We start from the raw sequence: 11,969 nt of genomic DNA, 5'->3' as shown, positions 1-11,969 counted from the left end.
TTATTTTTGTGCGAACCGACGCGCAGCGAGCACGACGCGGGCGGGAATCACGGACGTGATTCCCAGGCAGGAACAGGCAGAAAAACATCGCGGCGGATGCCTGGCGACATCCGCGGCTGCATGACGCTCAGCGCTCGCGTCTACTCTCGGCGGCCAGGCGTTCGGCCAGTTCGTCGAGACCTTCCAGCGGTGGTTCCGGCAACACGCGCAAGGTGGCCTGCAGCAGGCGCATCTGGCGAATGAAACGCCGGCAATTGGGGCAGAACAGCAGGTGATGGCGCATCAGCAAGCGTTGGCGAAAGCTCAGTTGGCCATCGAGATAATCGCTGGAGCGCGCCACTTGTTCCTTACAGGTCAGCATTGGCCGGTTTCCTCAAAATGCTCCACCGTGGCGAACACCTTCAACCGCGCCCGGTGCAACAGTACCCGGACATTGGACAGGGTGATCCCCAGAAGATTACAGATTTCCTCGAGCTCCAATCCCTCGCGCTCGCGCAGCGTCAGCACGCTGCCTTGTAGCTCGGAAAGACTGAGCAGGGTGTGCTCCAGGCAATCGCGCAGCTCGGCCTGGGTCAACAACGCTTCGGGAGTGTCTTCGTGCCAGGCGAAGGGCGCCACCAGCCAGTGGCCGTCGCTGGAGGAAAACCGCTCGTCGCCCACCGTACCGTGGGGCGCGGGCAGGTCATCGAGCAGGACTTCGCGGCGATGTTGCTTGTAGCGGCCCTTGGCCGCGTTGGCGGTGATGGTCAGCAGCCAGGTCTTGAGGCTGGAACGCCCCTGGAAGCCCGACAGGTTGCGCACCACCGAAAGCCAGGCGTCCTGCACCACCTCGTCGGCGTGCCGATTGCCGACGATGGCGTAGGCTACCGCGCGCATGGCGCTCTGGTAGGTACCGACCAGTTCCTTGAAAGCCTTCTGTTCGCCCGCCAGAAGGCGCTTGAGCAGTTGCGTGTCATCAACAGCAGCCATTCGTGCCTCGTTCAATCATGCGGGGTTGCCCGGGTGTGACGCCTCGCAGGCGCCTCGCGCCACACCCGGCCCGCGCCGATCAACGCTTGCGCAGGAGCACGCTGCCGATGGAATAGCCCGCGCCGAAGGAGCTGAGCACCGCCAGGGCACCACTGGCCAGGTCGTCCTGGTACTTGTGGAAAGCGATCACCGAACCCGCCGAACTGGTGTTGGCATAGGTATCGAGGATCACCGGCGCCTCTTCCAGCGTAGCCTCGCGGCCCAGGAGTTTCTTGACGATCAGGTGGTTCATGCTGAGGTTGGCCTGGTGCAGCCAGAAGCGCTTCACGTCGCTGACGTTGAGCTGGTTTTCCTCCAGGTGGACGGCGATCAGCTCGGCCACCATCGGGCAGACGTCACGGAATACCTTGCGGCCTTCCTGGACGAACAGCTTGTCCCGGGCCCCGATGCCTTCCTCGGCTGCGCGGTTGAGGAAACCGAAGTTGTTGCGGATGTTGTTGGAGAACTGGGTCAGCAGCTTGGTGCTGACGATCTCGAACTGGTGGGCCGAAGTGGCCTGGTCGGCCCGCTCGATGACCACCGCGGTGGCAGCGTCACCGAAGATGAAATGGCTGTCGCGGTCGCGGAAGTTCAGGTGCCCGGTGCAGACTTCCGGGTTGACCATCAGGATCGCCCGGGCCTGGCCCAGCTGCACGCTGTTGCAGGCGGCCTGGATGCCGAAGGTGGCCGAGGAACAGGCGACGTTCATGTCGAAACCAAAGCCCTGGATACCCAGCGCGGCCTGGACTTCGATGGCAATGGCCGGGTAGGCGCGCTGCAGGTTGGAACACGCGACGATCACCCCGTCGATGTCGGCGGCAGTGCGGCCGGCCCGTTGCAGGGCTTGCTCGGCGGCGGCCACGGCCATCTGGCAGAGCACCGACCATTCGTCGTTGGAGCGTTCCGGCAGGCGTGGAGTCATGCGTTGTGGATCGAGGATGCCGTCCTTGTCCATGACGAAGCGGCTCTTGATGCCCGAGGCTTTCTCGATGAAGGCGGCGTTGGATTCGGTCAGGGCCTGCACTTCGCCACGCTCGATGGCGGCGGCGTTGTCGCTGTTGAACTGGTGGACGTAGGTGTTGAAGGACTCCACCAGCTCTTCGTTGGAAATGCTGTTGGCCGGGGTAAACAGGCCGGTGCCGCTGATGACGACGTTATGCACGGTCGTTCCTCTAGTGTGTATGAGGCAGAAGGTATTGGCACTCTCGTGCCAAACCGTAAAGGGAGCGCCCCGCTGCTCAGGCTGTGCTGGGGCGCGTTCCAGGCATCGCTTTATTCCGCTTCGCCCGGGCCGCCTGGGTTACAGGCAACCGGGGCCGGCATTTATGACGGCGAAGTTTGCCATAACCTCTGGCGTTTCGCCGCAATTGCAAGATCGACGGAGCCCGGCTCCGGGGAGCCGGGACTGCATGGATCAGGCCTCCACCTGGCTCCACTGCTTGTTCAGGCGCTTGTCGGAGATCGGCACCTTGGTCCCCAGTTGCTGGGCGAACAGCGATACCCGGTACTCCTCCAGCCACCAGCGGTACAGCTCCAGCTGCGGGTCACGCTTGCCTTCCTGGGCGTGCTTCTGGGCCCGGGCCTGGTATTGGGTCCAGAGCCCGGCGAGCTCGGTGCTCCACACCCGGTCCTTCTGCACCTGGCTGCCCAGCTTGTCGAACCGCAGCTCCACCGCCTTGAGGTAACGCGGCAGTTCCTTGAACCACAGGGCCGGGGTTTCACGAACGAAGCCCGGGTACACCAGGTTGCCGAGCTGGGCCTTGATGTCGTTGAGGGCCACCGCCTGGGCCAGGTCGATCTTGCCCTTGAAGCGCTTCTGCAGGCCGTGCCAGAGCTTGAGGATCTCCAGGGCCAGGCGCGCCAGGCGCTCGGCATGTTCGGTCCAGGCGCCGCGCTTGCGTTCGGCCAGGGAGGCCAGGCCCGCGCCATCCCGGGGCAGGCTGGCCTCGCCGTCGAGGATGCAGCTGTCGAGGCTGGCCAGGAGGATATCCTCCACCAGGGCCTCGATTCGCCCCAGCTCGCGGTACAACAGGCCCAGCTCGGTGAGCCCCGGCAGCTTGCCGCGCAAGAACTTGGCCGGCTCGGCCAACTGCTGCAACAGCAAGCGCTGCAAGGCCCGGCGATGCTGGAACTCGGCCTCGGCGGCGGTGGAGAAGCGCCCTTCCTTGACCGTCCCGGCTTCTTCCACCAGGGCCGGATAGACCGTCATCGACAACCCGGCGATCTTCTGCTGGGTCTTCTGCGCCACCGCGGCGAACACCTTGGCTTCCACCGGCTGCTGGCTCTTGGCGGTCTGCGGCACCGCCAGGGCCGCCTGGCTGGCCTCGGCGAAGCGCGCGGTGAGCTCGGCCAGGTCCCGGCCTTCGCCGAGGAACTTGCCCTGGGCATCGACGATTTCCAGGTTCATCCGCAAGTGGCTTTCCACCTGCTGCGCGGATTCGCTCCAGGCTTCGTCGCTGACCCGCGCGCCGGTCATGCGCAGCAACTCGCGCCCCAGGGCCTGGGGCAGCGAACCGTCGGCAAAGTCCATGCGCTGCAAGGCCGCCTTGACGAAGTCCGGCACCGGCACGAAGTTCTTGCGCAGGGCCTTGGGCAGGTTGCGTACCAGGGCGATGCACTTGGCCTCGATCAGGCCCGGCACCAGCCATTCCAGGCGCTCGGCAGGCAGCGCCGGCAGCAGCGGCGCCGGCACCCGCAGGGTCACGCCGTCGCGGGGATGGTTGGGCTCGAAGTGATAACTCAGGGCCAGTTCCAAATCGCCGATGTGCAGGGTGTCCGGGTACTGCCTGGCGGTGACTTCGCTGGCCTCGCGGGCCAGCACGTCTTCCTCGCGCATGATCAGCAGTTGCGGGTCCCTCTGGCTGTTGACCCGGTACCAGCTGTCGAAGGTGGCGGTCTGGTGAATTTCCGCCGGCAGCCGCGCATCGTAGAAGGCGAACAGGGTTTCCTCGTCCGCCAGGATGTCCCGGCGCCGGGCCTTGGCTTCCAGGGCGTCGAGCTGCTCCAGCAGGCGGGTATTGGCCGCCAGGCACTTGGCCTTGGACTGGATCTCGCCCCGTACCAGGGCCTCGCGGATGAACAGCTCGCGAGATACCACCGGGTCCACCGGGCCGTAGTGCACGGGCCGGCGGCCGACGACGATCAGGCCGAACAGGGTGATCTGCTCGTAGGCCACCACTTGGCCGCGCTTCTTTTCCCAATGGGGTTCGAAGTGGTTCTTCTTCACCAGGTGGCCGGCCAGGGGTTCGATCCAGTCCGGCTCGATCTTGGCCACCATGCGCGCATAGAGCTTGGTGGTCTCCACCAGCTCGGCGGTCATCAGCCACTGCGGGCGTTTCTTGCCCAGGCCCGAGGACGGGTGGATCCAGAAACGCCGCTGGCGGGCGCCCAGGTAGTCGCCATCCTCGGTCTTCTGGCCGATCTGGCTCAGCAGGCCCACCAACACCGCCTTGTGCAGTTTCGGGTAGTCCGCCGGTTCCTTGTTCAGGCTCAGCTGCAGGTCACGGCAGATCAGGCTCAACTGGCGATGGGCGTCGCGCCACTCGCGCAGGCGCAGGTAGTTGAGGAAATTCTTGCGACACCAGTTGCGCAACGGGCTGGCCGTCAGGGCCTGGCGCTGTTCTTCGAAACCACGCCACAGGTTGACCAGTGCGGCGAAGTCCGAGTCGGCGTCCTTCCACTGGGCATGGGCCTGGTCCGCCGCCTGCTGGCGCTCCGGTGGGCGTTCGCGCGGATCCTGGATCGACATCGCACTGGCGACGATCAGCACTTCCTGGAGACTGCCCAGGCGCGCCGCCTCCAGCAGCATGCGGCCCATGCGCGGGTCCACCGGCAAACGCGCCAGCTGCCGGCCCAGGGGCGTCAGCTGGCTGTTGCGATCCACCGCCGAGAGTTCTTGCAGCAGGTTGAAGCCGTCGCTGATGGCCTTGCCGTCCGGCGGCTCGATGAAGGGGAAGGCGGTGATTTCACCCAGGCGCAGGTGGAGCATCTGCAGGATCACCGCCGCCAGGTTGGTCCGCAGGATTTCCGGATCGGTGAACTCCGGCCGGGCGAGGAAATCCTCCTCGCTGTACAGGCGCACGCAGATCCCCGGTTCGACCCGCCCGCAACGGCCCTTGCGCTGATTGGCGCTGGCCTGGGAAATGGCCTCGATGGGCAGGCGCTGGACCTTGGCCCGGTAGCTGTAGCGGCTGATGCGCGCGGTACCGCTGTCGATCACGTAGCGAATGCCCGGCACCGTCAGCGAGGTCTCGGCGACGTTGGTCGCCAGCACCACCCGCCGTCCCGGGTGGGACTGGAAGATGCGCTGCTGTTCGGCCGGCGACAGCCGCGCATACAAGGGCAGGATCTCGGTGTGCTTGAGCTGGGCCTTGCGCAGCATTTCCGCGGCATCGCGGATTTCCCGCTCGCCCGGCAGGAACACCAGCACGTCGCCGGGGCTGCGGCGCTCGCTGCGTTCATGGGCGGCGATCTCGTCGAGGGTGGCGAGGATCGCCTGGTCCACCGTCAGGTCGTCCTCGACGCGGTTGCCCTCCTCGTCCTGCTCCAGGGTCAGGGGCCGATACCAGGTTTCCACCGGGAAGGTACGACCGGAGACCTCGACGATCGGCGCATCGTCGAAGTGCCTGGAGAAGCGCTCCAGGTCGATGGTGGCCGAGGTGATGATCACCTTGAGGTCCGGGCGCCGTGGCAACAGGGTCTTGAGGTAGCCGAGGAGGAAGTCGATGTTCAGGCTGCGCTCATGAGCCTCGTCGACGATGATGGTGTCGTAGCGCTCGAGGAAGCGGTCGTTCTGGGTTTCCGCCAGCAGGATGCCGTCGGTCATCAGTTTGATCAGGGTGCTGGCATCGCTCTGATCCTCGAAGCGCACCTGGTAGCCCACCAGCGAACCCAGGGGCGTGGCCAATTCTTCGGCGACCCGGCTGGCGACGCTGCGGGCGGCGATCCGCCGGGGCTGGGTATGGCCGATCAGGCCGTGCTGGCCGCGACCGATTTCCAGGCAGATCTTCGGCAACTGGGTGGTTTTCCCCGAGCCGGTCTCACCAGCGATGATCAGCACCTGATGCTTGAGCAGCGCGTCCTTGATTTCGTCGCGCTTGGCGGCGATCGGCAGGCTGTCGTCATAGCGGATAGCGGGCACGCTGTCGCGCCGCGCCGTCACCAGGTTGCACGACGCCTGCATCCGCTCCAGCCACTGGGCGAGCTTGGCCTCGTCGGGCTTCTTGCGCAGTTCGAGCAGCTGCCGACGCAACCGGTGGCGGTCGGCGAGCATGGCTTGATCGAGGTTTTTCAGTAGTTGGTCGATAGCAGGCGATTGGTCGGTCATGGGAAAGCAGCGACTGGCTTCAAGCGAAAAGCCGCAAGGTTAACGCAGCTTGGCGCTTTTAGCTTGCAGCTTGTGACGGCCTTTCGCCGCGTTATTCCTCGTCGCGCCCCTTGCGCCGATACGGGAAGACATCGATCACCTTGCCGGCGAGGATCGCCTCCTGCAGTCCCTTCCAGTAATCGGCGTTGTACAGCTCGCCGTGCAACTGGTCGAACAGACGGCGCTGGCCGATATCGGCGAACAGGAACGGCGGGAACTCCTCGGGGAACACATCGTGGGGGCCGATGGAGTACCAGGGCTCGGACGCCATCTCGTCCTCTGGGGTGCGCGGTGCCGGGATATGGCGGAAATTGACCTCGGTGAGGTAGCTGATTTCATCGTAGTCGTAGAACACCACCCGGCCGTGGCGGGTGACCCCGAAGTTCTTCAGCAGCATGTCGCCAGGGAAGATATTGGCCGCCGCCAGTTGCTTGATGGCCAGGCCGTAGTCTTCCAGGGCCTCGCGCACCTGGGCCTCGTTGGCGTGCTCCAGGTAGAGGTTGAGCGGGGTCATGCGCCGTTCGGTCCAGCAGTGGCGGATCAGCACCGTATCGCCCTCCACCACCACGGTGGACGGCGCCACCTCCAGCAGCTCCTCGAGGCAGGCCGGATCGAACTTGGACAGGGGGAAGCGGAAGTCGGCGAACTCCTGGGTATCGGCCATGCGCCCTACCCGGTCGACGCTCTTCACCAACCGGTACTTCTCGATCACCGTGGCCCGGTCGACGTTCTTGGACGGCGAGAAGCGGTCCTTGATGATCTTGAACACGGTGTTGAAGCCCGGCAGGGTGAACACGCTCATGACCATGCCGCGGACCCCGGGCGCCATGATGAAACGATCGTCGGTATTGGCCAGGTGGTTGATCAGCGCCCGATAGAACTCCGACTTGCCGTGCTTGTAGAAACCGATGGAGGTGTACAGCTCGGCGATGTGCTTGCCCGGCAGGATGCGCTTGAGAAAGCCGATGAACTCCACCGGCACCGATACATCCACCATGAAGTAGGAACGGGTGAAGGAAAAGATGATCGAGACCTCGGCCTCGTCGGTGATCAGCGCGTCGACCTGGATGCCCCGGCCTTCGCGGTGCAGCAGCGGGATCACCAGCGGCCACTGCTCCTCGTGGGTATAGATGCGCCCCACCAGGTAGGCGCCCTTGTTGCGGTAGAGCACCGAGGAAAACAGCTCCACGGTCAGTTCCGGGTCCTTGCACACCCAATCCGGCAGGTTCTCGCGCAGCTGCGCCTCCAGGCGCCGCATATCCCCGGACAGGTCGGCGTAGTCCACGCTGAAGCGATAGTCGGTCAATATCTGCCCGAGCATGCTCGACAGCTCTCCCCGAGGCATGTAGCTGCGGGTCTGGGCGGCCCGGGCGCGGCGCAGGCTGGGCCGGGTGGTATGGATGAACATGCAGCCGTCGCTGATCAGGTCATGGCTGAACAGCCCGCAGAAGATCGAGTTGTACCAGGTCTCGGAGAGTTCATCGTCCAGGCGCAGGTCGATCATGCCGATGCAGGCGCTCTTGGCCAGCGGCCATTGGCTGACGTCCATCAGCACCTCGTCGCTGAAGGCCTGGTGCAGCCGCGCCACGGTTTCCCCGACCTTCTCCTCGTAGAGGTTGATCCGCGCGGTGGAGGCCCTCTGCGCTTCCTGCCATTGCGCTTGTTCGAAGCGGTGCCGGGCGCCATCGGCAATCCGGCGGAAGTTGTCGCGGTAGTCGTCGAAGCCACTCAAGATGATTCGAGCGATGTCGGCGGCGGGCCATGACTGCGGCATAGGAAGACCTCTACGGGAATTTGGATTGCCTGAGCTTAGCCACTGCAATGGCCCGAGGAGAAGCGCATTTTTGTGACCCGACGGTCGCCTCGCCCTGTATCGGTCGCCAGAGATCGGCCCCGGGAAAATCCGCCACGACCATCGAACGCAACAATCGGAGTGCAGGCTTGGCCCGTGCGCCAATAAGGTTTGCCATGCCCACCCGCGCTGGGCAAGATTCCCGCCCTGCCACCCAAGGAACCTTCCGTGAGACCTGTCGATCTGTTGCGCCTGTTGTCGCTAGCCGCCATCTGGGGCGCGAGCTTTCTGTTCATGCGCATCATCGCCCCGGTCCTGGGCAGCGTGCCCACCGCCTTCTTTCGGGTGTCGATCGCCGCCGCCGGCTTGCTGGCCATGCTGGCGCTGATGCGGGTCGGCTGGAACTTCCACGGCAAGTTCAAGACCGTCCTGCTGCTGGGCGTGATCAACTCGGGGCTGCCCGCCACCCTGTACTCGGTGGCGGCCCTGGTGCTGCCTGCCGGCTACTCGGCGATCTTCAACGCCACCACGCCGCTGATGGGGGTGCTGATCGGCGGCCTGTTCTTCCATGAGCGCCTGACCCCGGCCAAGCTCGCCGGCGTGTTCCTGGGGCTGCTCGGGGTCGGCATCCTGAGCCGCGCCGGGCCGGTGGCCTTCGATCATGAACTGCTGCTCGGCGCCCTGTCCTGCCTGCTGGCCACCACCTGCTATGGCTTCGCCGGCTTCCTCGCGCGGCGCTGGCTGGACCAGGCCGGGGGCCTGGACAGCCGCCTCTCGGCCCTGGGCAGCATGCTCGGCGCCACGCTGTTCCTGTTGCCGCTGTTCGCCTACAGCGCCCTGAGCCAGCCACCGGCCAGCTGGGGTGGCGTGAGCGTCTGGCTGTCGTTGCTGGGCCTGGGCCTGGGTTGCACCGCCTTCGCCTATGTCCTGTACTTCCGCCTGCTGAGCTCCATCGGCCCGGTGCGCTCCATGACCGTGACCTTCATGATCCCGCCGTTCGGCGTGCTCTGGGGTGCCCTGTTGCTGGACGAGCCGCTGTCCATGGGCCACCTGTATGGCGGGGTGCTGATCGCCGCGGCCTTGTGGCTGGTCCTCAGGCCAGCGGCGAAGACCGCGGCCTGAGACCGCCGGGCATCCGGCTTCAAAGAGCGGCGCTGCTGGGCTCTCCGTCCACCAAACGGCGGATACCCAATGGGTTGGCATCCTGCAAAGCCCTGGGCAAGAGCGCATCGGGGTAGTTCTGGAAGCACACCGGGCGCAGGAAGCGCTCGATGGCCAGGGTGCCCACCGACGTTCCCCGTGGGTCCGAGGTTGCCGGATAGGGGCCGCCGTGGACCATGGCCTCGCAAACCTCGACACCGGTGGGATACCCGTTGATCAGCAGACGGCCGACCTTCTCCTGCAGGCTGTCGCTCAGCCAACGCTGCGCCAGCAGCTCCTGCTCCTGGCCGATCAGGGTCGCGGTCAACTGTCCACGCAAGCCCTGCAGGGCCATGGCCAGCTCGGCCATATCGGCCACTTCGATGATGATGCTGGCCGGCCCGAAGACCTCTTCCTGCAACAAGCCATCGCCCTCCAGCAGCAGGCTCGCATCGGCCTGGAACAACTGCGGGCAAGCCTGGCCGCCCTGTTGCGCCTGGCCCGCCAGCCGCCGAACCCGCGGGTGCCGAGACAGGGCCTGCACGCCCCGGCAATAGCTGGCCAGGGTGCCACTATTGAGCATGGTCTGCGGCGGCTGCTGGTTCATCTGCGCGACCAACTGTTCAAGGAACGAGCTGAAGGCCGTTGAGCGCAGGCCAATGATCAATCCCGGATTGGTACAGAACTGGCCACAGCCTTGGGTCACCGAACCTGCCAGCTCAGCGGCGATCTGCGAGCCACGCGCCTGCAAGGCCTCGGGCAGCAGGATCACCGGGTTGATGCTGGACATCTCGGCGAACACCGGGATCGGCTGTGGTCGGTTCGCCGCCATCTGGCACAGGGCATTGCCGCCCTTGAGGGAACCGGTGAAGCCCACGGCCTGGATGGCCGGGTGCTTGACCAGCCACTCTCCGACCCCGGCGCCATAGACCATGTTGAACACTCCGTCGGGCATCTGGCAGCGCTGCGCCGCACGGATGATCGCATCGGCCACCCATTCGGCGGTCGCCATGTGCCCGCTATGGGCCTTGAACACCACCGGGCAACCGGCGGCCAGGGCTGCCGCGGTATCGCCACCGGCGGTGGAGAACGCCAGGGGAAAGTTGCTGGCGCCGAACACCGCTACCGGTCCCAGGCCAATGCGGTACTGGCGCAGGTCGGGCCGCGGCAGGGGTTGGCGCCGGGGCTGGCCACGATCGATCCGCGCCCCGAGATAGTCACCACGACGCAGGACCTTGGCGAATAACCGCAACTGGCCGCAGGTACGCCCCAGCTCGCCCTGTATACGCGCCGTGGGCAAGGCGGTCTCCCGGCATACCGTGGCGGTGAAGTCGGCACCCAGGCCTTCCAGCTCCGCGGCGATGGCGTCGAGGAACAGGGCCCGTTGTTCAGGGCCAAGATCGCGATATTCGGCGCAAGCGCCGGCTGCCGCCCGGGCCGCGGCATCCACCTCCGCCTCGGTGGCCTGGTAGAAGACGCCTGGCAGGGCTTGCCCGGTCTGGGCGTCGAGGCTTTGCAACTGGACATGGCCCCGGGCACTGCGGGTGCCACCGATGTAGTTGTATCCGGACGATGAAGTCATGGGTTCTCCCTGGCCGGCCGCCACGGCCGGCAATTGAAAGTCACAAGCCACGAACCTGGCCGGCCGCCACCGGACGCGGGCCTTCGCCGATGCCGTTCTCCAGCGGGGCGCCGAATGCCTCGAGGCTGATCTGGAAGCGGTCGCCGGGCCGGGTCCGGATGCCGTCGGCAAAGGACAAGGTGGCGGTGCCGAAGTAATGCACATGGACATCGCCAGGACGCAGGAACTGGGCGTACTTGAAATGGTGATATTCGAGGTTGGCCAGGCTGTGGCACATGTTGTCCTCGCCACTGAGGAACTCCTGTTCCCAGAGCACCTTGCCGTCACGCAGCACCCGGCTGGTTCCGGCCAAGTGGCCCGGCAATGCACCCACCCGCAACTCAGGACCATAGGCGCAATAGCGCAGCTTGGAATGGGCCAGGTACAGGTAGTTGCGCCGCTCCATCACATGGTCGGAGAACTCGTTGCCCAGGGCATAACCCAGGCGATAGGGCCGGCCATCGGCACCTATCACGTAGAGGCCGGTCAACTCCGGCTCCTCGCCCGCATCCTCGGCGAAGGGCGGCACCGGAAAGTCGCCGCCGGGCCGCACGACAATGCTGCCATCGCCCTTGTAGAACCATTCCGGCTGCGCTCCCACCTCCGTGGCCAGCGGCTTGCCCCCTTCCAGGCCCCACTTGAAGATGCGCATGGTGTCGGTGACACCGGCATCGCCCTGGGCCGGCTGCTGGTGCATCTTGTCCCGGGCGGCGGCACTGCCCAGGTGGGTCAGGCCAGTACCACTGACCAGGCAGTGGGCCGGGTCTGGATGGTCCAGCGGCGGCAGCAGGCGCCCCTGCTCCAGCAACCGGGGATAGTCGAGGCTGCTGGCGCTGCCACGGGCTTGGGCTTCTTGCAGCAGGCCGCGTTCATTGTCGATCGCCGCCAGGGCCAGCTCGCGAGTGCTGGCGGTATCGCGCAAAACGTGGACCCGGTCGCCTTCGACCCTACCGACCTGGCGCTGGCCGGCATCGTTCTCAAACTGAATCAGGCGCATGCCCGTCCTCCTGGATGTCATGGCGGCAGCCGTCCACGGACGGCTG

General features: G+C 65.7%; 8 protein-coding genes. 1 reads left to right on the top strand and 7 read right to left on the bottom strand.

The annotated features are described in order from the left end of the window. Positions 1–127 precede the first annotated feature (127 nt). The 5 genes from ACK6AU_RS15120 to aceK all read right to left on the bottom strand — a co-directional run bounded on the left by ACK6AU_RS15120 (position 128) and on the right by aceK (position 8,147). Entirely contained in the window at positions 128–361 is a 234-nt protein-coding gene (locus ACK6AU_RS15120) for an anti-sigma factor (protein ID WP_185698072.1), read from the bottom strand. After that, positions 355–969 carry an RNA polymerase sigma factor gene (locus ACK6AU_RS15115; protein WP_185698071.1) on the bottom strand — a complete coding sequence of 205 codons (615 nt, stop codon included), beginning with the start codon at positions 967–969 and terminating at the stop codon, positions 355–357. Before ACK6AU_RS15115 ends, ACK6AU_RS15120 begins: the two co-directional genes overlap by 7 nt. Positions 970–1,048: 79 nt before the next feature. Then, positions 1,049–2,170 carry a beta-ketoacyl-ACP synthase III gene (locus tag ACK6AU_RS15110; protein WP_409299799.1) on the bottom strand — a complete coding sequence of 374 codons (1,122 nt, stop codon included), beginning with the start codon at positions 2,168–2,170 and terminating at the stop codon, positions 1,049–1,051. Positions 2,171–2,422: 252 nt separating this feature from the next. Next, positions 2,423–6,334 (bottom strand): ATP-dependent RNA helicase HrpA, encoded by a 3,912-nt coding sequence (gene hrpA / locus ACK6AU_RS15105; protein WP_409299797.1) that lies wholly within the window; start codon positions 6,332–6,334, stop codon positions 2,423–2,425. 91 nt (positions 6,335–6,425) lie between these two features. After that, positions 6,426–8,147, bottom strand: a complete 1,722-nt coding sequence (gene aceK / locus ACK6AU_RS15100) for a bifunctional isocitrate dehydrogenase kinase/phosphatase (protein ID WP_185698068.1) — start codon at positions 8,145–8,147, stop codon at positions 6,426–6,428. A gap of 246 nt (positions 8,148–8,393) precedes the next feature. On the opposite strand from aceK, the gene ACK6AU_RS15095 reads away from it, so the two are divergent. Continuing rightward, positions 8,394–9,287 (top strand): DMT family transporter, encoded by an 894-nt coding sequence (locus ACK6AU_RS15095; RefSeq protein ID WP_185698067.1) that lies wholly within the window; start codon positions 8,394–8,396, stop codon positions 9,285–9,287. A gap of 19 nt (positions 9,288–9,306) precedes the next feature. Here ACK6AU_RS15095 and ACK6AU_RS15090 read toward each other — a convergent pair whose 3' ends face one another. Continuing rightward, on the bottom strand, positions 9,307–10,887 hold the full coding sequence (locus ACK6AU_RS15090; RefSeq protein ID WP_409299794.1) for an aldehyde dehydrogenase (NADP(+)): 1,581 nt from the start codon (positions 10,885–10,887) through the stop codon (positions 9,307–9,309). Between the two features lie 40 nt (positions 10,888–10,927). Beyond that, positions 10,928–11,923, bottom strand: coding sequence for an AraD1 family protein (gene araD1, locus ACK6AU_RS15085; protein WP_409299792.1), 996 nt, complete (start codon positions 11,921–11,923; stop codon positions 10,928–10,930). Between the last annotated feature and the right edge of the window lie 46 nt (positions 11,924–11,969).

It is taken from the genome of Pseudomonas sp. KCJK8993, assembly GCF_046230915.1.
GTDB classification, from domain to species: domain Bacteria; phylum Pseudomonadota; class Gammaproteobacteria; order Pseudomonadales; family Pseudomonadaceae; genus Aquipseudomonas; species Aquipseudomonas piscis.
This window is presented reverse-complemented; position numbering and strand designations above follow the sequence as displayed.

Excerpts from the sequence above, each read along its gene's own strand:
- araD1 (WP_409299792.1), bottom strand. The coding sequence starts at position 11,923 with ATGCGCCTGATTCAGTTTGAGAACGATGCCGGCCAGCGCCAGGTCGGT.
- ACK6AU_RS15090 (WP_409299794.1), bottom strand. The coding sequence starts at position 10,887 with ATGACTTCATCGTCCGGATACAACTACATCGGTGGCACCCGCAGTGCC.
- ACK6AU_RS15120 (WP_185698072.1), bottom strand. The coding sequence starts at position 361 with ATGCTGACCTGTAAGGAACAAGTGGCGCGCTCCAGCGATTATCTCGAT.
- ACK6AU_RS15115 (WP_185698071.1), bottom strand. The coding sequence starts at position 969 with ATGGCTGCTGTTGATGACACGCAACTGCTCAAGCGCCTTCTGGCGGGC.
- hrpA (WP_409299797.1), bottom strand. The coding sequence starts at position 6,334 with ATGACCGACCAATCGCCTGCTATCGACCAACTACTGAAAAACCTCGAT.
- aceK (WP_185698068.1), bottom strand. The coding sequence starts at position 8,147 with ATGCCGCAGTCATGGCCCGCCGCCGACATCGCTCGAATCATCTTGAGT.